This window comes from Caballeronia telluris, from assembly GCF_001544495.1.
GTDB classification, from domain to species: domain Bacteria; phylum Pseudomonadota; class Gammaproteobacteria; order Burkholderiales; family Burkholderiaceae; genus Caballeronia; species Caballeronia telluris.
Map to the genome: position 1 here is coordinate 188,232 of NZ_FCNZ02000012.1, position 22,352 is coordinate 210,583.

At 65.8% G+C, this 22,352-nt stretch carries 21 protein-coding genes; 4 read left to right on the forward strand and 17 right to left on the reverse strand.

Features of this window, described 5'->3' with window-relative positions; all coding sequences use genetic code 11:
* Positions 1–19 precede the first annotated feature (19 nt).
* From AWB66_RS17480 to AWB66_RS17515, 8 genes are all read right to left on the reverse strand, one after another.
* Positions 20–1,528, reverse strand: coding sequence for a sugar ABC transporter ATP-binding protein (locus tag AWB66_RS17480; protein ID WP_087631434.1), 1,509 nt, complete (start codon positions 1,526–1,528; stop codon positions 20–22).
* Between the two features lie 25 nt (positions 1,529–1,553).
* Entirely contained in the window at positions 1,554–2,681 is a 1,128-nt protein-coding gene (locus AWB66_RS17485) for a sugar ABC transporter substrate-binding protein (RefSeq protein WP_087631465.1), read from the reverse strand.
* Positions 2,682–2,711: 30 nt separating this feature from the next.
* Positions 2,712–3,458 (reverse strand): N-acyl homoserine lactonase family protein, encoded by a 747-nt coding sequence (locus tag AWB66_RS17490; protein WP_087631466.1) that lies wholly within the window; start codon positions 3,456–3,458, stop codon positions 2,712–2,714.
* A 37-nt stretch (positions 3,459–3,495) separates the two neighbouring features.
* Positions 3,496–4,428: a 3,5-dioxohexanoate:acetyl-CoA acetone transferase gene (locus AWB66_RS17495; protein WP_087631435.1), complete on the reverse strand. Its 933-nt coding sequence runs from the start codon at positions 4,426–4,428 to the stop codon at positions 3,496–3,498.
* Between the two features lie 31 nt (positions 4,429–4,459).
* Positions 4,460–5,266, reverse strand: coding sequence for an SDR family oxidoreductase (locus tag AWB66_RS17500; protein ID WP_087631436.1), 807 nt, complete (start codon positions 5,264–5,266; stop codon positions 4,460–4,462).
* A 25-nt stretch (positions 5,267–5,291) separates the two neighbouring features.
* Positions 5,292–5,936 (reverse strand): GntR family transcriptional regulator, encoded by a 645-nt coding sequence (locus AWB66_RS17505; protein WP_087631467.1) that lies wholly within the window; start codon positions 5,934–5,936, stop codon positions 5,292–5,294.
* A gap of 194 nt (positions 5,937–6,130) precedes the next feature.
* Positions 6,131–6,721, reverse strand: a complete 591-nt coding sequence (locus AWB66_RS17510) for a TetR/AcrR family transcriptional regulator (protein WP_087631437.1) — start codon at positions 6,719–6,721, stop codon at positions 6,131–6,133.
* A gap of 9 nt (positions 6,722–6,730) precedes the next feature.
* The gene (locus AWB66_RS17515; RefSeq protein WP_087631438.1) at positions 6,731–7,114 is read right to left on the reverse strand and encodes a tautomerase family protein; all 384 of its coding nucleotides are present in this window, start codon (positions 7,112–7,114) and stop codon (positions 6,731–6,733) included.
* Between the two features lie 334 nt (positions 7,115–7,448).
* On the opposite strand from AWB66_RS17515, the gene AWB66_RS17520 reads away from it, so the two are divergent.
* Positions 7,449–8,903 carry an NAD-dependent succinate-semialdehyde dehydrogenase gene (locus AWB66_RS17520; protein ID WP_087631439.1) on the forward strand — a complete coding sequence of 485 codons (1,455 nt, stop codon included), beginning with the start codon at positions 7,449–7,451 and terminating at the stop codon, positions 8,901–8,903.
* 7 nt (positions 8,904–8,910) lie between these two features.
* On the opposite strand, the gene AWB66_RS17525 is transcribed toward AWB66_RS17520, so the two are convergent.
* The 9 genes from AWB66_RS17525 to AWB66_RS17565 all read right to left on the reverse strand — a co-directional run bounded on the left by AWB66_RS17525 (position 8,911) and on the right by AWB66_RS17565 (position 19,287).
* Positions 8,911–10,029, reverse strand: a complete 1,119-nt coding sequence (locus AWB66_RS17525; RefSeq protein ID WP_087631440.1) for a 3-deoxy-7-phosphoheptulonate synthase — start codon at positions 10,027–10,029, stop codon at positions 8,911–8,913.
* A 117-nt stretch (positions 10,030–10,146) separates the two neighbouring features.
* Positions 10,147–11,682 carry an FGGY-family carbohydrate kinase gene (locus AWB66_RS17530; RefSeq protein ID WP_087631441.1) on the reverse strand — a complete coding sequence of 512 codons (1,536 nt, stop codon included), beginning with the start codon at positions 11,680–11,682 and terminating at the stop codon, positions 10,147–10,149.
* 108 nt (positions 11,683–11,790) lie between these two features.
* A complete protein-coding gene (locus tag AWB66_RS17535; protein ID WP_087631442.1) occupies positions 11,791–12,843 on the reverse strand; it encodes a Gfo/Idh/MocA family protein in 1,053 nt (350 codons plus the stop codon).
* Positions 12,844–12,948: 105 nt separating this feature from the next.
* The gene (locus AWB66_RS17540) at positions 12,949–13,221 is read right to left on the reverse strand and encodes a hypothetical protein (protein ID WP_087631443.1); all 273 of its coding nucleotides are present in this window, start codon (positions 13,219–13,221) and stop codon (positions 12,949–12,951) included.
* Between the two features lie 235 nt (positions 13,222–13,456).
* Complete coding sequence (locus tag AWB66_RS17545; protein WP_087631444.1) at positions 13,457–14,413, reverse strand: ABC transporter permease; 957 nt, start codon at positions 14,411–14,413, stop codon at positions 13,457–13,459.
* Between the two features lie 19 nt (positions 14,414–14,432).
* Entirely contained in the window at positions 14,433–15,416 is a 984-nt protein-coding gene (locus AWB66_RS17550) for an ABC transporter permease (protein WP_087631445.1), read from the reverse strand.
* Positions 15,413–16,987, reverse strand: coding sequence for a sugar ABC transporter ATP-binding protein (locus tag AWB66_RS17555; protein ID WP_087631446.1), 1,575 nt, complete (start codon positions 16,985–16,987; stop codon positions 15,413–15,415). Before AWB66_RS17555 ends, AWB66_RS17550 begins: the two co-directional genes overlap by 4 nt.
* Positions 16,988–17,083: 96 nt before the next feature.
* On the reverse strand, positions 17,084–18,109 hold the full coding sequence (locus AWB66_RS17560) for an ABC transporter substrate-binding protein (protein WP_087631468.1): 1,026 nt from the start codon (positions 18,107–18,109) through the stop codon (positions 17,084–17,086).
* Positions 18,110–18,231: 122 nt separating this feature from the next.
* Positions 18,232–19,287 carry a LacI family DNA-binding transcriptional regulator gene (locus tag AWB66_RS17565; protein WP_087631469.1) on the reverse strand — a complete coding sequence of 352 codons (1,056 nt, stop codon included), beginning with the start codon at positions 19,285–19,287 and terminating at the stop codon, positions 18,232–18,234.
* A gap of 236 nt (positions 19,288–19,523) precedes the next feature.
* On the opposite strand from AWB66_RS17565, the gene AWB66_RS17570 reads away from it, so the two are divergent.
* The 3 genes from AWB66_RS17570 (at position 19,524) to AWB66_RS17580 (ending at position 22,347) form a co-directional block, all read left to right on the forward strand.
* Entirely contained in the window at positions 19,524–20,309 is a 786-nt protein-coding gene (locus AWB66_RS17570; protein ID WP_087631447.1) for a phytanoyl-CoA dioxygenase family protein, read from the forward strand.
* Positions 20,306–21,235: an aldose 1-epimerase gene (locus tag AWB66_RS17575; RefSeq protein ID WP_087631448.1), complete on the forward strand. Its 930-nt coding sequence runs from the start codon at positions 20,306–20,308 to the stop codon at positions 21,233–21,235. The genes AWB66_RS17570 and AWB66_RS17575 overlap by 4 nt, the downstream gene beginning before the upstream one ends.
* A 122-nt stretch (positions 21,236–21,357) precedes the next feature.
* Complete coding sequence (locus AWB66_RS17580; RefSeq protein WP_087631470.1) at positions 21,358–22,347, forward strand: zinc-dependent alcohol dehydrogenase family protein; 990 nt, start codon at positions 21,358–21,360, stop codon at positions 22,345–22,347.
* The last annotated feature ends 5 nt before the right edge of the window (positions 22,348–22,352 follow it).

Below are 22,352 nucleotides of genomic sequence, written 5' to 3' on the forward strand. Positions count from 1 at the left end.
CTGTTTGCTTGAATCGGACTTAGCTCGCCAGCATCTTGCGCATCACGTTTTCTTCGGTAAGCGCATCGCCTTCGAGCTCGGCGACATTGCGACCGCGATACACGACCGACACGCGGTCGCAGACATTGACGAGCTCGGGCACGTCGGTCGAATAGAACAGCACCGAGCCGCCCGCGGCGGCGAACGCGCGCATCAGCACGAAAATCTGGTGCTTGGTGCCGACGTCGATGCCGCGCGTCGGATCGAACATCAGCCACACGCGGCTTTGGGTGAGGAGCCACTTCGCCATCGCGATCTTCTGCTGATTGCCGCCCGAGAACGACAAGCACGGCTTGTAGACCGCGCGCGGGTTGACTTCCATCTGCGCGAGCGCCCGCTTGATCGCGGCCTGCTCGCGCTTGCGGTCGATCAGTCCAAAGCGCGTGAACCGCTCGATGACCGGCAGCGACACGTTCTCACCGCCCGGCAAGCGCAGGAGGAGTCCTTCGGTCTTGCGGTCCTCGGGAAGAAAGCTCGTCGATACGCCCGCCTTCAGCGAATCGGCCGTGGACGTGAGCGTGACCGGATTGCCGTCGATCAGGATCTCGCCGTCGTCGATGAACTCGGCGCCGAAGAGCGCTTCGAACAGTTCGCGCTGGCCCATGCCCTGCAACGCCGCGATGCCGTGCACTTCGCCCGCCTTGAGCGTGAGGTTGAAGTCGCTCACGACGCCGTCGACCTTGATGCCGCGCGCTTCCATTGCAGGCACGTCGCTCTTGATGTGCGCGGGCACCTTCGGCGGATACTTCGCCTCCATCGAGCGGCCGATGACGAGGCGGATCACCTGGTCGTCGGAAATGGACGCGGTATCGAACGCACCGACGTCCTTGCCATTGCGATACACCGTGAGGCTGTCGCAGAACTCGCGCACCTCCTGCATGCGATGCGAGATGAAGACGAACGTGACGCCGCGCGACTTCATCTCGTCGATACGCCGTGCAAGCCACGCGACGTCGCGTCCCGAGAGCGCGGACGTCGGCTCGTCGAGCAAAAGCACCTGCGGGCCGCGCACGATGGCCTTCGCGATCTCGATCTTCTGCCGCACGGGAAGCGCGAGATCGCGGATGTAGGCGCCGGGCCGCACGTCGTCGAGTTCGAGCCGTTCGAGCCATTCGGCCGCCATGCGCTGCGACTCGCGCTTCTTGATGCGGCCGAACCAGCCCGTCGGCTCATACGACATCATGAGGTTTTGCGCGACGGTCAGGTCGCGCACGAGCGTCATCTCCTGGAACGCGGTCTGCACGCCGGCGCGATGCGCGTCCATCGGGTTCTTCATCGACACGTCGCGCCCCATCACGGCGATGCTGCCCGAGTCCGGCTGCATGAGTCCCGAGAGCAGCTTGACCGTGGTCGATTTGCCCGCGCCGTTCTCGCCGAGCAGCGCGTGAACGGCGCCGCGCTTCACGCGAAACGACGCGCCGTCGAGCGCGACGGTCGCGCCGAAGCGCTTCGTGACTTTCGACAGATCGATAGCCAGGTCGGTCGTCATCTCGTGTCTCTCCTTCGTGATGAACTCAATCCTGCTTGCCGGTCAACGCCGCGTTGAAGCCGACCTCACGTGTGTCGTCCGAGTAGATGTCCGCGAACCAGCCCGGCGGCACCTTGTCCGGCATGAACGCCGTGCAACCCGCCTTGAGTTCGTCGATCGAACCGGTCTTGCAAAGCTTCGACTGCGGCGTCTCGACGAGCGGCAGCTTGAGCGTCACACGTTGCGGAAATTCCTTGCCATCGAGCTTCTGCACGGCCATCTTGAGCGCCATCGCACCCGAGTACGGCGGCGCGCCATACGAGATCGACCGATAGCCGATCGAGCGGTATGCGCCTTCGCCCTTCACGGTGCCCGGCGGCAACATCTGCACGCGATGCCCGTTCGACGATTCGCCCGCGCACGGCTTGACCTTGTCGTCGGCGACGCCCGCTTCAAGCTGCATCGACGCCGCCGTGAAGCAGCCGACCTGCATCCACAAGCCGTCGATCTTGTCCCAGCTATTCGTCGCCAGGATCTTCGAGAGCTCGGTCTTCGCCGTCGCCTGGCTCCACATGCCGGTGCCTTCGGCCACGACCTTGATGCCCGGAAACTTCGCGAACACGGCCTTTGCGGCCTCGGTGCGCGCGCGGTCCACGGAGGTTCCGGGCACGCCGTTGATCATCACGATGTTGCCCTTTCCGTTGATGGTCTTCGCAAGCCACTCCGCTGTCACCGTTCCCGCCTGGTGCTGGTCGATCGTCACGTTGTGCGCGCACGGCTCGGTCACTTCGCCGTCGTAGGCGGCCACCACGACGCCCTTCGAGCACGCGTTCTTGATCGCGCGATTGAGCGCGGTCGGCGAGATCGGGTAGATGACGATCGCCTTCGCGCCCGCCTGCACCATCGAGTTGATCTGCTGGATCTGCTTTTGCGCATCGGTGCCCGCGACCTGCACTTCGAGATCGACCTTGTCCTTAAGCGCAGGCGTGCCCGCCATCGCCTTGACCATGTTCGCGGCTTCGGTCTGCCAGTCGTTGCCGACGTAGCTCATCGACAGGAAAATCTTGTACTTGTCCGCGGCCGAAGCCGGTCCCGACAGCGCGAGCGCGCCCAAGAACGCGGCGCCGAGCGCGAGTCGGCCCGCATGACGAATCGGTTGCGTCAGTGCTTTCATGTCTTCCTCCATCCAACGTATGGTTGTGTTCTAGCTTTCGATGTGTTGCAGACGTGCACTTGCGGGCAGTTCGATGCCCGACGATCCGGGCACGACATTCGGGTCGTGTCCGGGAATCACGAAATCGGCGATCTGCCGGATGCGCTTGAGCGAGGCCAGTTCGGCGAAGGTCTCGTGGACGATCCCCACCGGCACGAGGTCGACGATGTTCTCCATGCAGTTCGCGCAGTCGCCCGCGATCATCACGACGCCATCGTCCGTATCGACGGCGACGGACTGATGGCCCGGTGTGTGGCCCGGTGTCGGCACGACGCGCACGCCGGGCACGATGTCCGCGACTCCGTTGACGAACTGCCAGCGAAAGTACGCAAGCGGTTCGCGGCCGATCAGGAACTCCTGGTAATACGTGGCCTGCGTCGGCAGCGGCCGGCCCGCGTATTCCCACTCGGCGGCCTGAATGACGAAGCGCGCATTGCGAAAGAGCGTGTTGCCGCCCGAGTGGTCGTAATGCAGGTGCGTGTTGATGACGATATCGACCTCGTCCGCGCTCCAGCCGACATACTCCTTCAGCGCGCGTTCGAGCTTCTCCTCGGGCGCCTGCTCGCACGGACACACGAAGTTCGATACCCACGCGGGATCGTGAATGCCGGTATCGACGACGATCTTCTTCTGCGCGCCAACGATCGCCGTCGACCAGACCGGCACTTTCATCTGCTGGCCGAAGTAGCGGCCATACACTTGCGACGAGCGGTCGACGGTGAGCCAGCCCGTCGGCATCGCGACAACCTTCAGCTTGTTCAAGGCGGCCTCCGGGTCAGAAGTTCGTTTCGCTCGCGCCCTTCAGGCCGAGCATCGCGCGCGCTTCGGCGGGCGTCGCGATGTCGAGCGAGAGTCCTTCGATCACTTGTCGGATCTTCACGACCTGCGCGGCACTCGATTCCGCGAGCTTGCCCGGCTCGATCCACAGCGAATCTTCCAGCCCGACGCGCACGTTCGAACCCTGCGCGAGACCGATTGACCCGAGCGGAATCTGGTTGCGTCCGGCGCCGAGGATCGACCACACGTAGTCGTGGCCGAAGAGACGATCGGCGGTGCGCTTCATATGCGCGAGGTCTTCCGGATGCGCGCCGATGCCGCCGAGCAAACCGAACACGCTCTGCACGAAGAACGGCGGCTTCGCGAGCCCGCGATCGACGAAATGCGCGAGGTTGTAGAGATGCGAGATGTCGTAGCACTCGTATTCGAAGCGCGTGCCGTTCGCGCCGCATGACGTGAGAATGTATTCGATGTCCGCGAACGTGTTCTTGAAGACCAGATCGCGGCTGTTTTCCAGATGCTTGCGTTCCCAGTCGTACTTCAGTTCCTTGAAGCGATCGAGCATCGGATACAGCCCGAAATTCATCGACCCCATGTTGAGCGACGCCACTTCCGGCCTGAAGTGATGCGCGGGCTTCAATCGCTCCGCGACGGTCATGTGCGGACTGCCACCGCTCGTCAGGTTGATGACCGCGTCGGTCTCGGACTTGATGCGCGGCAGGAACTGCTGGAAGACCGCGGGGTCCTGCGTCGGATGGCCGTCCTCGGGATCGCGCGCATGCAGGTGCAGGATCGCCGCGCCCGCTTTCGCGGCGGCGAGCGCCGCGTCGCCGATTTCCTGCGGCGTCACCGGCAGATACGGCGACATCGATGGCGTATGAATCGCGCCCGTGGGCGCGCAGGTGATGATGACCTTGCGTTTCGTTGCCATGTGATCCTCTCGACTGGAAACTCGAATTCGTTCAAAGCACTTCGACGTTGCCGCACACGGAGATCGCCTGCCCCGAGATGCCGCTGCCGCCCGGCGAGCACAGAAAGAGCGCGGTGGCCGCGACTTCGTCGGGTGTCGTCATCCGGCGCAGCGAAATCTTCGCGAGATATTCCTTCTCCATGTCTTCGTAGGAGAGGCCGAGCTGCTTCGCGCGCGCCTCGATCACGCGCTGGATGCGCGGTCCCTTCACGATGCCCGGCTGGATCGCGTTCACGCGGATACCCGCCGGTCCCAGTTCGATCGCGAGACTCTTGGTGAGACCGACGACCGCCCACTTCGTCGCGGCATACGGCGTGCGGTACGCGTAGCCGAGACGCCCCGCCACGGAAGACAGCGCGATGATCGCGCCGCCGTCGCGCGCGCCGCGCAGGAGCGGCACCGCACGGCGCGCGAAATAGAACTGCGCGTTCAGATTGACGTCGATGGTCTGTTCCCACTCGCTCACGTCGATCTCGTCGATGCCGCCCGTCGGACCCGCAATGCCCGCGTTGTTGATCAGCACGTCCAGGCCGCCGAGTTGCGCATCGGCATCGGCGAAGACGCGCTCGACCGCGTCCTTGTCTGCCACGTCGGCGAGCGTCGCGGTGATCGCGTTGCACTCGGACTGGCTTTCGACTTCGAGCAGCGCGTCGATGGCCGCCTGGCTCGCGTCGCAGACATGCACGCGCGACCCGGCATCGACGAACGCGCGCGCGATCACGAGCCCGATGCCCGATGCGCCGCCCGTGACGAGCACGCGCAAGCCGGCGTGCGGTTTCAACATCTGTAGAACCGTCATGCTGCCTCCGTTGTTTTTAAAAGCCTCAGGCGCTCGCGGCTTCCCTGCCCTGCAGGCGCTCCTGCAAATCGGCGGCTGCGTCGCCGATGTCTTGCTCGATCCCCGCGCGCGCGCCTTCGCCATCGCCGCGCCAGAGCGCATCGACGATCTTGCGGTGCGCCGCCATCGAGCGCCGCATATGCGGAATGTCCGGCGCGACAAGGTTGAGAAACGGACCGATGCGCATCCAGAGGTTCTGGATCGTCGCGAGCGTGAGGTCGCTTGCGCCGTGCGTGTAGATGGCGATGTGGAACTCGAAGTTGCTGCGCAGATAGGCCGCGACATGGCCCGCTTCGACGTGCGCGTCCATCGTGTCGAAGACGGCTTGCAGCGCGGCCAGATGCTCCTGTGTCATGCGTGAGGCGGCGCGCTTCGCCACGCAGCCTTCGAGCGCGATGCGCACGTCGCGCAGTTCGTCGAGCAGATCGAGCGTCATCGGCGGGACCATCAGTGCGCGGCCGGGACCGTCGATCAACGCACCTTCCGCCTGCAGCCGCGTGAGCGCGGCGCGCACGGGCATCGTCGACGAACCGACCGCTTCCGCGACACCGCGCAGCGAAAGCAACTGCCCCGGCGCAAAGCGGCCGGTCATGATCGCCTCGCGCAACTGGGCGTAGACGCGGCCGGCCATCGTTTCGCGCGCCACGAGTTCGAGCGCGGGCAGGTCGCTGCCAGCAGAACGTGTTGCCACTTCGTGCCTCCCTGCGAATTGTGTGACCTGTGATCACAGATGATGTGTCGCAGTTTCGGCCTTGAGTGCGCGGGAGTCAACCCGTGAGGGATAGGGATAAACGCGGAGGCGGGACGGTACGTCGATTGCCGGGGCTACTGTGCGTCGAGCGCGAGATGCGCGCGTGCGGCTTCGAGGATTTCGTCGGAAAGCGGGTCGCCGCGCACCGCCCGGGCGAGCGTCACGGCGCCTACCAGCATCGACATGCGCGCGAGCGCGCGGCGTCGCTCGCGCCGGGTCCGGCGCGCTTTCGAATACGACATCAGCACGCCCACGAGCGTCTTCAGACCGCGTGCGTAGGCGCTGCGAACCGGCTTAGACGCGTCTTCGCGCCCCACGTCGGCAGCGAGCGAATGTGCGGGACAGCCAAAGCCGGGATCGTCGCGCTGCTTTGCGCTCAGATAATGCTTCGCCAACGACGCGAGCGCGGCCCGTTCGGTGGCGCCCGGCTTGCCGAACGCCTCCCAGCGCGCGACAGATTCCTCGAAGGCGCGCGCGCAGGCAACCGACGCGAGTTCGTCCTTCGATTCGAAATGCCCGTAGAAGCCGCCATGCGTGAGGCCCGCGCTCGCCATGATGTCGGCGACCGACACGCCGTTGAGCCCGTGCTCCTTGAAGAGGCGCGCGGAAGCCGCCTCGATCAGCAGGCGGTTGCGCTCGGTCTGTTCGCGGGAAGCGCGTGGCATGGTCGTCGTTCAGGTGGCGTACTGCGCCTCGCCGTTGCCGAACGACCAGTTCTCCTTCGCCACCTCGACGAGACTGATGAACAGGTCCTCCCGTCTCAGCCCGACGCGTTCATGCAGGCCGTCCGCGAGCGCCTTGTAGAACGCGCGCTTCATGTTCAGGTCGCGCCCCGCATTCAGCGTGATCTGCACGATCACGCATTTCGGCGTTCGCTCGATGCCAAGGTAGCTCGGGTCCGCGATGAAGTCGCCGGCTTCGTGCTCGGTAACGACCATGAAGCGGTCGTTGGCCGGGACGTTCAGCGTTTTGGTCATCGCGTTATAGACCTCGTCGGTGAGCGCGGCGCGGTATTCGGCCGATTGGCCTTGTGCGAGATCGATGCGTACGAGCGGCATGTCCAGCTCCTTTCGATGTGGGTCGGGTGGCTTTCCACAATAGATGATGGCCGTACTTTATTCAATAGATGATGACCGTCATTTTTAAAATCGCGACGGACCGCTGCCCGTCTGTCGCCGAAATGCAGATGCACGGCCGATCTCGCCATGACGCCGTCCGCCAGGCATGAGAGTCTCAACGGACGCTTACATGCGCGTGAGCCGCCTCATACCGCGATCCGAATATCGCGGCTCACGCGACACGTTCCCTTTGTCACCGGGCGGCGAACTCCGCTAAAGTGAATCCCGCGCGGGACACGCGACGTCGCGCAACCATCCGATCGGAGCAACACTCATGCAACTCAAGTGCGCCAACCTGTTCGAGCAATCCGCCTATGTCGGCGGAACGTGGATCGAAGCGGCCTCACAGCCGCATGAGACCGTCGTCAATCCGGCCACCGGCGAGCCGATCGGCCACGTGCCGCGGCTGACCGCCGCGCAGGCGAAGGAGGCCATCGCGCACGCAGCGACGGCCTTCGAAGAATGGCGCGAATGGAGCGGCCGGGAGCGCGCGTGCGTGCTGCGCGAATGGGCGCAGTTATTGAAGACGCATCGCGACGACCTCGCGATCATCCTCAGTTCCGAACAAGGCAAGCCGATTCACGAGGCACGCGCCGAAGTCGCGCAGGCGGCGAATTACATCGAGTGGTTCTCGGAAGAGGCGCGGCGCATTCACGGCGACACCCTGCCGGCCGCGCGCCGCAGCCAGCGCATACGCGTGATCCGGGAGCCGCTCGGCGTGTGCGCGGCGATCACGTCGTGGACATTTCCATCGTCGATGGTCGCGCGCAAGATCGGCGCCGCGCTCGCCGCCGGCTGCACGGTCGTGCTCAAGCCGGCTTCGCAGGCGCCGTTCTCCGCGCTCGCGCTCTGCGTGCTGGCCGAGAACGCAGGCTTGCCGCGCGGCGTGCTCTCCGTGCTCACGGGCGACGACGAGACGCTCGTCGGCGCACTGATCGACAGCCCGCAGGTCAGGAAAGTGTCGTTCACCGGCAGCATCGAAGCGGGTAAGAAGCTGATGGCCCGTTGCGCCGAGACGGTAAAGAGGGTTTCGCTCGAACTCGGCGCGAGTTCGCCGTTCATCGTTTTCGACGACGCCAATCTCGACCTCGCCGTGAGCGGCGCAATCGCGGCGCGCTTTCGTCATACGGGCCAGGCGGCGATGTGCGCGAACCGCTTTCTGATCCAGGACGGCGTGCACGACGAATTCGTGCGGCGACTGGTCGACAAGGTGAAGACGCTGAAGACGGGCGACGGCATGCGCGACGAGACGCAGGTCGGCCCGTTGATCGACCGCGCGTCGGTCGAGCGGATCGACGCGCTGGTGAGAGACGCCATCGAATCAGGCGCGAAGGTGATGGCGGGCGGCCAGCGTCACGCGGCCGGCCCGAACTTCTATCAGCCGACGGTCCTCACGAACGTCAGCCCCGAGATGGCGATTTGCGGCGACGAAGTTCTCGGTCCGGTGGCGAACGTGACCCGTTTTCACGACGAAGCCGAAGCACTGCGTCTCGCGAACCGGCCGCGCACCGGACTCGCCGCGTACTTCTATACCGCCGACCTGAACCGCTCGTTTCGCATGATGGAAGCGCTGGAATGCGGCGTGGTCGGCGTGAACGAAAGCCTCGTGTTCAGCGAAATGGGTCCGTTCGGCGGCGTGAAGGAATCGGGCATCGGCCGGGAAGGCTCGCACTATGGCGTCGAGGAATATCTCGACACCAAGTACGTCTGCTACGGCAACGTGAGCTGAACCCGGTTCAGCGCGCGCGCCGCTCGCGTACCGCGCTCGCGAGCGCTTCGAGCGCCGGTTCCGTCTGCGCCCAGCCGAGGCACGCATCGGTGATCGACACGCCGGGGGCGAGCGGCACGCCCGGCTTGAGATCCTGCCTGCCTTCCTCGAGATTGCTTTCGATCATCACGCCGATGATGCGCGTGTCGCCGTGCGCGAGCTGTCCCGCGACGTCCGCGGCCACGTCGAGCTGCTTCAGGTGCGACTTGCCCGAGTTCGCGTGCGAGCAATCGACCATCACCTGCTCGCGCAAGCCGACCGTCTTCAGCGCGGCGCAGCATGCCTCGATCGACGCGCGGTCGTAGTTCGGCCCTTTCTTGCCGCCGCGCAGGATCACGTGCGCATCGTCGTTGCCGCGCGTCTCGAAGATCGCGGCCATGCCCATCTTCGTCATGCCCATGAACGCGTGGCTCGCCCCCGCCGCGACGATGGCGTCCGCGGCGATCTGCACGCCGCCGTCGGTGCCGTTCTTGAAGCCGATCGGGCAACTGAGGCCGGAAGCCAACTGCCGATGGCTCTGGCTTTCGGTCGTGCGCGCGCCGATCGCGCCCCACGCGATCAGATCCGCGATGTATTGCGGGCTCAGCAGATCGAGGAATTCGGTCGCGGTCGGCAGGCCGATGCTGCTCACGTCGAGCAGCAACTGACGCGCGCGCCGCAGGCCTTCGTTGATGCGATAGCTGCCGTCGAGGCGCGGGTCGTTGATGTAGCCTTTCCAGCCCACCGTCGTGCGCGGCTTCTCGAAGTACACGCGCATCACGACCAGCAGGTCGTCGGACAGGGCGTCGGCGGTGGCCTTCAGGCGATGCGCGTAGTCGAGCGCCTGATCGTGATCGTGGATCGAGCACGGGCCGACCACCGCCACGAGGCGGTCGTCGCGGCCGTGCAAAATATCGGCGATCTCGACGCGGCTCTTTTCGACGAGCGCCTGCACGGCGGTCGGCACCGGCAGTTCGTCCTGAAGGAGCGCCGGGGAGATCAGCGGGCGCACGGCGCCGATCCGCACGTCGTCGATGCGGGTCGTGTCCTGCGTGGAATCGGCGAGGCCGACTTCCTGATCGAGTTGCGGATTGTCGATGCGGCTCAAGGTCGTTCTCCCGGGCTGGCGGTAAGCAAACGGCGATTATCGCATTCGCACCCGCCGAGGCATGTCATTTTGCACGACGGAAATCGAACGACCGGCCGGCTTCACACGGCGATCCGCTCAATTCGACTGCAGCCGGTGCATCAGCGGCTTGAGCGCGGGATACAGATCGACATAGACGCCGAAGCGCTCGTCATACATTTTTTTGCGCGCGGCGTCCGGCTGCGCGCGCTCGACGAGCGTCACCCAGCCCGCCTCGGCCGTCTCGCGCGAGACGAGCCCGACGCCGAGCGCCGCCAGCATCGCGGCGCCCATCGCGGCCTCCACGTCCTCCTCGATCGACAGCACCGGAAAGCCCGTCACGTCCGCGATGATCTGCATCCACAGGTCGGAATGCGCCGCGCCGCCGACCACGATCAGCCGCTCGTCGAGCGAGCGCGCGCCGCGCCGCCCCGCTTCGATGTTGTGTCGCAGCGCGTACGCGACGCCTTCCAGCACCGCGCGGTAGAGCGTCGCGCGCGTGTGAAAGAGGCTCAGGCCGACGAACGTGCCGCTCGCCTTCGGGTCCCACACCGGGCTGCGTTCGCCCATCAGATAAGGCAGGAACACGACGCCGTCCGAGCCCGCCACGACCTTCGACGCCTCTTCTTCCAGAATGCGGTGCGGATCGCCGTGCGGCAGCGCCTTCGCGGCTTCGGTTTCGCCGTGGCAGAACTGCTCGCGAAACCACGTCACCGATGCGCCCGCCGTGATCGCGCCGCCGAACACGTACAGGTCCTTCAGGCCGTTGAAGACGTGCGGAAAGCTGACGAGACCGTGCCCGGCATCGACGCTCTGGTTGATGTAGCCCCAGCACATGCTGGTGCCGATCATCGCGACATGTTCGCCGGACTTCGTGACGCCGGCGGCGAAGGTCGCGACGGCCGCGTCGATGCCGCCCGCGACGACCGGCGTTCCCGCCGCGAGGCCGAGCCGCTCCGCCCAGTCCGGCAACAATCCGCCGACGACCTCCGTCGATTCGACGAGCCGCGGCGGCATCAGCGTGGCGGGAATGCCGAGCATGTCGAGCGCTTCCGGCGACCACGCGCGCTTCGCGATGTCGTACACGCCGCCGATGTTGCCCGCCGAGCTGTGATCGACCGCGAGTTCGCCGGTCAGCCGCTGGATCACGTAGGCGTTCGGCGGCACGAAATAGCGTGTCTTCGCCCAGACGTCGGGCTCGTTGTTGCGCAGCCAGAGCATCTTCGTATAGCCGTAGTAGCTGTCGACGCCGTTGCCCGTGATCGCGCCGAGCCGCGCCAGATCGACCTGCGCCTTCACCCACTCGACTTCCTTCGTCGCCCGGCGATCCATCCAGATGAGGCACGGATAGAGCGGCTCCATGTTCTCGCCGACCGGAATGCCCGAGCCGCCGTAGAGGCTGCTCACACAAAGGCTCTTGATCGAGCCGGGCTCCACGTTCGCCATCTTCACGCATTCGGCGATGCATTCGGCCACCGCGTCGAACCAGACATCCGGCCATTGCTGCGCCCACAGCGGCCGTGGCGTGTCCGGGTGATACGCCCGCGTGCTCTGCGCGACGATGTCGCCGTTCGCATTCACGACGAGCGCCTTCGTGCTCTGCGTGCCGATGTCGATGCCGATCACATGATCCATTTCGTCTCGCTCCGGGTCTCTTGTATTTGGCTTATCGTCCGGACGCGCGCGGTCCGGCGTGATTTGCCATCTTATATCGACGGGAGCGGAGCGGCAGGGTCGGAAGGATCAGGCGGGCGTCGTGTGGACGATTGCGCCGGTCTGCGCGGCCTTCGCGATCGCCTCGGTGATGCGCAGGTTCTGCAAGCCGTCGCGCGCGCTGACGACCGGCTCGGCCTCGCCGCGCACGACCCGCACGAAATGCGCGATCTGGTTGGCGAGCGGATCATCGCGCGTGATCGCCACGACGCGCTCGTCGAACGGCTTCCACCACGAGCGGTCTTCGGCGCGGCCGTAGGTTTTCAGGCGCATCGTCGGCACCGACAGCGATCCCGACGTGCCCGCGATCACGTAGCAGTCTTCGTCGGGATAGGTCGTGTAGGCCTTGTTCTCCTGCGAGGTCTGTTCCCAGCTGCGCGCGCTCGCCGCCGTATCGGAAAGCATGAACGTGCCGAGCGCGCCGTTCGCGAAGCGCAGGTTGATCGCGACCGTGTCCTCGACCGCGAAGCCGCGCGTCGCGTTCGACGCGAACGCCTGCACCGCGACGATGTCGCCGCATAGCATGCGCAGGTTGTGCACCTCGTGGATCAGGTTGAGCAGGATCGGGCCGCCGCCCGGCTGGCTGCGCCACGGCGCGTCGGCGAAATACGAGTCGGGCTTGAAGAAGACCGCGCTGCCCATCACCGCGACGAGCCGGCCGAGCCGACCCTCGTCGATCAGTTGTTTCGCGCGCGCCATGATCGGGCTGTGCGCGCGGTGATGGCCGATCAGGATTTTCGCTCCCGCGCGCTCCGCCTCGGCCACGAGCGTCTCGGCTTCCGCGACGCTCGGCGCGACCGGCTTTTCGAGCAGCATCGGCACGCCGGCCGCGATGCACGTCAGCGCGTGCTCGACGTGAAGCGGGTTCGGCGTCGCGAGCACGACGCCGTCGGGACGGTCCCTCTCGAAGAGTTCGTCGAGCGAGCGATACAGCGGCACGCCCGCCTTCTGCGCGACGCTTGCCGCGCCCGGTGAAGGATCGACGATCGCCGAGAGCGTGCACGCCGGGCTCGCCTGAATCACGCCGATATGCGCGAGTCCGATATAACCGGCGCCTGCCACGGCGATGCGGGTCGTTTCCATGCTTATCCTGTCGACCAGAGGCGACGATTCGAGTGTGTATCGACTTTCTGACGGATCAGCTAACGAGCAGGCCGCATGCGCTGGTCACGCGGGGCAAGACGCGCGTCATGCCGCGCGCCTCAGCATGGAGCCTTCGGGTCCGGGCGGCTGCCGCAGCGCGGCGTGCGCGCCCGGTGGGCGGTCGTCGATTTCGGCCATACCATAGGTAAGCGCGAATTGGCGGGCCTCGAGCGGCCCCGAAAAATGACCCAGCACGCCGCTCGCGCGCTGCAATCCGTTCACTTCCCTGACGATCAGCATGGCGGCGTATAAACCTTCGTCGTAAGCAGCGAGCGGAATCAGGACAACGTTCTTATATGCGACCTCGGTATCTCGCATTGTCGATTCTCTCCAGGTTCTGGCCGTTTTTCACTCCGGTAATGTGTTCCTCGGAGCGTCGGTTATGTTTACCTATTGTCGATAAACATAAACATCGAATCATTCGGGGTTTTCCCTTGTTTCGGTAAATATTTTCCGAACGATCGGTCATCGGTGCCTGGAGAGGCCGACTACATGCGAAACCACAATCCTGTTTCCTTAACGATTTGACCAGGACAAAATCGACGAGCTTTTCTCAGTGCGCCACTTTTGCCGGCGCCGTTCGACGCCGGAGCACACGCGCCTGCAACACGATGACGAGCAGCAAAAACAACCCGCGAATCACCGACTGCCAATACGCCGACAAGCTGATGTACCCCAGCCCATTCTCGAAGTTGAGCAAATTGAACACGAGTCCGAGCAACGCGACGCCGGCGATCGTCATCGCGATGGAGCCCTCGCCGCCCGTCAGGCGCGTGCCGCCGAGCACCACCGCCGAGATCGCGAACAACTCCCAGCCGACGCCTTCGTTTGGCTGCCCCGCGCCGAACTGCGCGGCGAGGATCGCGCCCGCGATGCCCGCGAGCAGTCCGCTCACGGCGTAGACCGAGACCAGCGTGCGGTCGACGTTGAGTCCCATCAGCCGCGACGCCTCCTCGCTGCCGCCGATCGCGAGCGCGTGCCGGCCGAAACGCGTGCTGCGCAACGCGATCCAGCCGAGCACGGCGGCCGCCGCCGCGACGAGACCCGGGATCGGCAGGCCGAACAGGTCGCCCTGGCCGAAGTCGGCGAAGTTCGATTGGGCGGAGATCGCAACCGCGTCGTTGTGTCCGAGCAGCAGCGCGAGGCCGTGCGCGCCGAGACTCGTCGCGAGCGTGACGATGAACGGCAGGATCCGCATGTGCGTGATGACAAGGCCGTTCAGCACGCCGACCGCGAGCCCCGCGCACGATCCCGCGAGCACGGCCGCCACGCCGCCGTGCGAACTCGCGAGCGCCGCGACCACGCTGCCGAGCGCGGCAACCGCGCCCACGGACAGGTCGATGCCGCCCGTCATGATGACGAACGCCATGCCGATCGAAATCAGCGCGAACATCGCGTTGTAGCGCCAGAACGACGTGATGTTGTACGCGGAGGCGAAATGCTCGTAGCGCGTCACGCCGAGCACGAGGAGCGCCACGAGCGCGATGAGAATCGGGAGGTTCTTTTTCATGTCATCGTTCCCTTGCCGCTCACGCGCGGCGCCGCTGCACGTACACCGCCGCGATGATGATGCCCGCCTTCATGACGAGCGCGGCCGCGTCCGGAATGCCGTGCGCGAGCAGCGTGTAGCGCAGCAACTGGATGATGAGCGCGCCGATCAGCGTGCCCGCGATATACGCCTTGCCGCCCGTCAACGCCGTGCCGCCGACGGCGACGGCCGCGATCGCATCGAGTTCGGAGCCGAGGCCGATCACGTTCGCATCCGACGACGAATTCACCGAAATCGAAATCAGCCCGGCGAGTCCCGCGAGCGCGGCGCACACGGTGTACGCGATCATCTTCACGCGCGCGGTCGGGATGCCGGAGAGATACGCCGCCTGTTCGTTGCCGCCCGTGACGAGCAGATACTTGCCGAAGAGCGTCTTCCTCACGATCCACGCGAACAGCGCGACGAGCGCGAACATCAGCAGGATCTGGAACGGCACGCCCGCGACCTTGCCGAGCGCGATCCACTGGAAGGCGGGCGTGTTGAACGCTTGCAGGCTGCCGTCGGTGACGACCTGCGCGATGCCGCGTCCGGCGATGAACAGCACGAGCGTCGCGACGATCGGCTGCACTTCCAGCCGCGTCACGAGAAAGCCGTTGAAGACGCCGCACGCGGCGGCGGCGAGAATCGGCAGCGTGAAGGCGAGCACGATGCCGAGCGGCCCGTCGATGTTCATGAAGAGCATCGGCGCGAGCGCACCGGAAATCGCCATCGAAGCGCCCACCGACAAGTCGATCCCGCCCGTCGCGACGACGAGCGTCATCCCGATCCCGACGATCACGATCGTCACGACCTGCGTCAGGTTGACGTTGAAGGTTTGCAGCGACCAGAAGTGGTCGGTGAACAGCAGGTTGAACACGATCATCGCGAGCAGTACGGCAATCTCGCGCTGGATCGTCAGGCGATACCGCTTCTTCGTTGCGGTTTGCGAAAGCGCCACGGTGGGTTGCGTCTTCTGCTGCGTCATGGCCTCGCTCCTTCGCTTGTCGTGACGGCCTGCGCGAGCGTCGATTGTTCGCCCGAGCCGTAGGCGATCGCATCCATGATCGACGCCTCGTTCATGCGCGCGCCGTCGAGTTCGGCGACGGTCTCGCCGTCGCGGATCACGACCGCGCGGTCCGCCACCGCCGTCAGTTCTTCCAGTTCCGACGCCGACAGCAGCACCGCGAGCCCCGAGTCGCGCAATTCGCGCACGATCTTCGCGACATCGGCTTTCGCGCCGACGTCGATGCCGCGCGTGGGTTCGTCGAGCAGGAGCAGTTTCGGATCGGTGGCGAGCCAGCGCGCGAGCAGCACCTTTTGCTGGTTGCCGCCGGACAGTTCGCGGATCGGCTGGTCGGGCGAGCGCAGCTTGATGCCGAGCGATTCGATGAAATGATCGACGATCTCGCGCTGCTTCGCCACGTCCACCACGCCGTTCTTCGTCAGCGTGCGCAGGCAGACGAGCGTGAGGTTGTCGCGCACGGAAAGCTCCGGCACGATGCCTTCGGCCTTGCGGTCCTCGGTGAGATACGCGATGCCGCGCGCGATCGCGTCCCGCGGCGACTTCAGCGTCACGTTCTCGCCGCCGATCGAGAGCGACCCGCGCTCCGGACGGTCCGCGCCGAACAACAGCCGCATCGTCTCCGTGCGGCCCGAGCCGAGCAGGCCCGCGAGCCCGACCGCTTCGCCCGCGTGGACGTCGAGCGTGACGTCGGTCACTTTCGCGCCGCTCGCGAGCGCCCGCGCGGCAAGCGCAACGCCGCCGCGCTTCGCGAGATTCGCTTCCTTCACGGCGCTGTCTTCCTGCACGACGGCGGCGAGCGAGCGCCCGAGCATCGTCGTGACGAGTTGCAGTTTGTCCATGCCGGCCATCGTGCTTTCGGCGACGGTCTGGCCGTCGCGCATCACGGTGACGCGGTCGCACAGCGCGTACAGTTCGTCGAGCCGATGCGACACGAAGATGACCGCGCGGCCGTCGTCACGCAGACGCCGCACGACATTGAACAGCAGTTCGACTTCGCGTTCGTCGAGCGAGGAGGTCGATTCGTCCATGATGACCATCTTCGCATCCGACGACACCGCGCGCGCGAGTGCCACCATCTGCTGGATCGCGGTGGAATAGTCGCGCACCGGTTTCTCGACGTCGATCTGCAAGCCGAACGAATCGAGCAGCGCGCGCGCATCGGCGCGCACGCGTTTCCAGTCGATCAGGCCGAAGCGGCGCGGCTCGCGGCCGAGAAAGATGTTCTCGGCCACCGAGCGAAACGGCACGAGGTTGATCTCCTGATAGATCGTGCTGATGCCCGCTTCGCGCGCTTCCTTCGGCGAGCGGAAATCGACCTCGCGGCCGTCGAAGCGGATCGTGCCGCCCGTGCGCCGGTAGGCGCCGGTGAGAATCTTGATGAGCGTCGACTTGCCCGCGCCGTTCTGGCCGATGAGCGCGTGCACTTCGCCCGGAACCACCGAGAGCCGCGCGTGACGCAGCGCCGCGACGCCGCCGAAGCTGATGTCGATGTCCTGCATGTCGAGCAATGCGCCTGTGGTCGGCGTTCCCATTCGCTGCCTCCGATGTACAAAAGAAGCGGCCGTCCGGAGGACGCGCCGCTCCAAACACCTTCGCTGTTGCTCATGCGGGCTCGCCGGCCCGTCGGATCAGTACCCGTACTGCATGCTTTCCTTGACGTTGCTCTTGTCATAGAAGCGGTCGGAGACCTTGACCCACGGTGGCACCGTTTCGCCCTTCGCAAACTTCTGCGCGACGTCGCAGGCGAGCGGCCCGAAGAACGGACTCGACTGCACGCTCGCGCCCAGTTCGCCCGCCGCGATGGCATCCAGCCCGCCCTTGGTGCCGTCGATCGTCACGAGCACGATGTCCTTGCCCGGCTGCTTGCCCGCGGCCTTGATCGCGGCGATCGCGCCAAGCGCCATCTCGTCGTTGTGCGCGTAGACGGCGGTCACGTCGGGATGCGCCTGGAGCAGTGTCTCCATGACCTGGCGGCCCTTGTCGCGCGCGAAGTCGCCGCTTTGCGACGCGACGATCTTCATGCCCGGATTCTTCGCGATCACTTCGTCGAAGCCCTTCTTGCGATCGTTCGCGGCGGACGCGCCCGTCGAGCCTTCCAGTTCGATGATCGTCGCCTTGGCCGCCGTCGCCTTGACGAGCCAGTCGGCGGCGCGGTGTCCCTGATCGATGAAGTCCGAGCCGATGAACGTGATGTAGTCACGACCCGCCTTCGCCATCGACTGATCGACGTTGCGGTCGACGAGAATCACCGGGATGCCTGCCTTCTTCGCCTGCAACACGACCGGCGCGAGCGGCTTTTCCTCGCGCGGCGGGAACACGAGCAGATCGACGTGCTGCGCGATCATGCTTTGAATATCCGCGACCTGCTTGGCGGGCGAACTGTTCGCGTCGGTCATGACCATCTGCCAGCCGCACTTGGCCGCGACGTCCTTGAAGCTCTTGGTCTCCGCGAGCCGCCACGGGTTGTTGCTCTCGGTCTGCGCGAAGCCGACGCGCAGCGGCTTCTTGTTCGGGATCTTGGGCAGCGCGTCGTCGGCGGCGCTGGCGACGCCCGCGACACTCAGGCCCGCCACGAGCGACAACGCAGCAAGCGACGCTACGAGCGGACGAATGCCGGTGTTGCACCGGCGTGAGGTTTTTCCAAGCGACAGCATGTCTTCCTCCGATAGGATGGTTTGCATTGTTCTGTACTGCTGATGCCTTGGTACGGCGAACTGCGGTGATATTCCTTGCGTCGATGAAGTCCGTCGATTATTCCACCGAGATTTATTAACGGTCAATCACTAATATTATTAATCGCGAGCTGTTTTGCTTCAGCGAGCCCAGCCACCGACCCGCGTTCGACGAGCGGCCCGTCGAGCTTGACGGTCCGGTGCCGGACCGGCGCGCCTGCCGCGCGGTTGTGCTCCTCCTGAAGCAGCGTTTCGACCGCCCAGCGACCCAGTTCGTAGTTCGGCAAGACGACCGTCGAAAGCGGCGGATGCGTGTGGCGCGCGATTTCCTGGTCGTCGTAGCCGAGCACCGAGACGTCTTCCGGCACGCGCAGCCCGAGTTGCTTCAGCGCCTCGATCGCGCCGAGCGCCATCAGGTCGTTCGCGCAGAAGATCGCGGTTGGCGGGTTCGGCTCGCGCATCAGCGACAGTGTCTGCTCGAAGCCGGTGCCCGAACTCCAGGCGCCGTCGCGCACGAGTTCCGGCGCGAATGGCAGGTCGGCGGTCGCTAGCGCGGTGCGATATCCCTTCAGGCGGTCGCGCGAGGCGTCCTGCCACGGTTCGCCATTGATATAACCGATGCGCCGGTGCCCGGCTTTCAACAGGTGATCCGTGGCGGTGTGGCCGCCCGCGACCTCCGCCGGCACCACGGACGAGAGATTCAGCTCGCTCGCGTAGCAGTTGAGCAGCACGGTCGGCACCTTCGAGAGCGCCGCGGGAAGGGTCACGCGGCGCGTGTACACGGTCGCGTAGATCACGCCGAGCACGCTCGGGTTGCCGAGGGTCGCGTCCAGCACCTGCTGCTCGATCTCCGCGTTGCCATGTGTCGAATACACGGCCAGCATGCGGCCGTGCGCGAATGCGGCGTCGCGCGCGCCGTCGATGTTCACGACTGGATGCGGGCTCGTCGAGATTTCGTCGGCGAGATAGACGATCAGGTTGCGCTCGCCCGCCGCGTCGAGCGCGAGCGGCTCGCGCGGCGTCATCCGGTAGCCGAGTTCCTGCGCCGCCTTCAGCACCTTCTCGCGCGTGGCGTCGGAAAATTTCGCTCCGCTCGCGTTGTTCAGCACGAGCGAAACGCTAGATTGTGAGACGCCGGTGAGCTTCGCGATGTCGGTCATCGTCGGGCGGCGCTGCGTGGATTTTTTCATTGTGCTGGGCCGCCCTTGGGCGGCGTGGTCGATGCCGATGGCGCGTTCATGCGGTCACGACCTTAACACTAATATTATGCGCAAACAACGCTCGGAAACGCGGTGACGTGAACATCCGGCATCGGGACAATTACTAATAATATTGACGACGCAGCGCGGCGCGTGCGATTCTGACCTGAAAGCGCAATGTCACCTGGAGGAGACCCATGTCCCGATACGACGAGAGCGCCCGCGACGCGCTCGCTGCCGCGTTCGAGCGCGATGGCTTTGTCATGTTGCCCGAACACTTTCCGCGCGCCGCGATGGAGACGTGGCGCGCGGCCTTCGCACCGCTTCTGGCGCCGCACATGAGCGCGGCGACAGGAAACCGCGGCCCGGGACGCTACTACGTGACCCTGCCGTTTGAAGGCGTTTTCGCCGACCCGTCGATCTTCTGCGACGAGGACCTTATCGGCATCGTCGAGCGGCTGGCGGGTCCGGACCCGGTCATGTGCCAGCTCGCCACCGACACGCCCGTGCGCGGCTCCGAATTCCAGGACTGGCATCGCGATACGCCGCCGCTCTTCGACCACTTCGCGGAAACGCCTTCGTTCCAGCTCGCGGTGAATTTTCCGCTCGTCGATGTGGACGAGGAGAACGGCTCGCTGGAAACCACCCGGCGCACGCATCGCATGTCGCGCGACGAGGCGCTCGCCGGTCTCGAAGACGGGCGATTCCCGCCCGAACGCGTGCCGATGCGCCTCGGCGACGTGATGATCCGCGACGTGCGCGGCCTGCATCGCGGGACGCCGAATTTCACCGACACGCCGCGTCCGATGGTCGTGATCGGCTACAGCCGCGCGTGGTATTTCCGGCCGGAAGTGCGCATCGAGGTGCCGCGCCGCGTGTTCGACGCGCTTCCGGCGCGCGCGAAACGACTTCTGCGCTACAACCCGCAGGTCGACGAGACGCCGCGCATCTTCGACGAAAACTACCGGCAGTTCGCATATTGAGCGCCGCTGCTTGCCCGCCGTTGCTGGCGCTCGGCTGCGGCGCGCGCCGCGCGCTGATCGCGCCGCATATCGGCGGCGCGATCGCGGCGTTCTTCGATGCAAGCGACGACGGCGATATCCACTGGCTGCGTCCGGCCACCGACGCCGCGCTGGCCGCGCGCAATCCGCTCGGCATGGCGAGCTTTCCGCTGCTGCCGTACTGCAACCGTATCCGCGATGCGCGGTTCACGTTCGACGGCCGCGCGATCGACTTGTCCGGCGACGGCAACGCCTTCGATCACGCGCTGCACGGCCACGCGTGGCGCCGGCCGTGGCGCGTCGGCGAATCGACGGAATCGAGCGTCGAACTGCATTTCAGCCACGAGCCGTCCGACGCGCCCGCGCATCACTGGCCGTTTCGCTATGAGGCGACGCAGCGCATCGTCCTGTCCGGCGACGCGCTCACCGTCACGATGTCGGCGCGCAATTTGTCGGACCGTCCGATGCCCTTCGGCATGGGCCATCATCCGTATTACCCGCGCACGCCGTCGACGCGCATTTACACGCGTGTCGAAGCGATGTGGCACGCCACGCCCGATCTCCTGCCGACCCATCTCGGGCCGCACGCGTGCATCGGCGAACTGGACTCGCCGCAAGGCATGTCCGCGGACGAGTTCGACCTCGACAACAACTTCGCGGGATGGTCGCGCCGCGCGACCATCGCGTGGCCCGACGAGGCGCGCGCCGTGACGCTCGAGGCCGACGCGCCGTTCGATCACATGGTGCTCTATGCACCGGCCGGCGAGCCGTCGCTTTTGTGCGTCGAACCGGTGACGAACACCGTGGACTGGATCAATCTCGACGCGCCGCGCGAGCAGAAAGGCGGTTGCGTGCTGGCGCCCGGCGAATCGGTGAGCGCGTCGTTCGCTTGGTTGCCGTCACGCTGAGGCCAGCGCTTCCACGACGGCGTCGACGCGCTTGCACGGATGTCGTGCAGTAACGTCGATTTACAGGCCATTTCGCATGGACGATGATGAACGCATCGAATCCACTGCAAAAGGACGCTGTCATGACGACGATGCAAGCGCTCGTGCTCAATCGCTACAACGGCCCGCTCGAACTCACCGAACTGCCCAGGCCCACGCCGGCGGCAGGACAGGTGCTGGTCCGCATCGCGGCGAGCGGCCTCAATCCGCTCGATACCAAGATCCGCGCCGGCGGCGCCGCGCACGCGCGGCATCCGCTGCCGCTCGTGCTCGGCATCGACATGGCGGGGGTGGTCGAGGAAGTCGGCGCGGGCGTCACCGCGTTCGAGACCGGCGACGAGGTCTACGGAATGACGGGCGGCGTCGGCGGCATTCAGGGGTCGCTCGCGCACTACGCCGCCGTCGATGCCGCACTGCTCGCGAAGAAACCCGCGAATCTCTCGATGCGCGAGGCAGCCGCGCTGCCGCTCGCGTTCGTCACGGCTTACGCGGGCATCGTCGACCGGGCGCGCCTGCAAGCGGGGCAGACCGTGCTCGTGCAAGGCGGCGCGGGCGGCGTCGGCTTCGTCGCCGTGCAACTGGCGCGCGCGCTCGGCGCGACGGTCGCGGCCACTGCCAGCGCGCGCGATCTCGATATCGTGGCGCAAGCGGGCGCCACGCCGGTCGATTACCGTGCGCGGACGGTCGAACAATACGTACAGTCGCTGACCGATGGCGCCGGATTCGATGTCGTCGTCGACACGGTTGGCGGCGCGACGCTCGATGCCTCGTTCGCGGCGGTGAAGCATTTCGGCCACGTCGTGAGCGCGCTCGGCTGGGGCACGCACGCGCTTGCACCGCTATCGTTTCGCGAAGCGACGTATTCGGGCGTGTTCACGTTGTATCCGCTTCTAAGCGGACAGCATCGCGCGCATCACGGCGACATGCTGCGCGAAGCGACGCGTCTCGCGGAAGCCGGTCAGTTGGCGCCGCGCGTCGATGCACGCCGCTTCGACCTGCGCTCGGCGGAACTCGCTTACGAAGCCATCGCGAGCGGCTCGGCGCGCGGCAAGATCGTCGTCGATATCGCTTGAGTCGG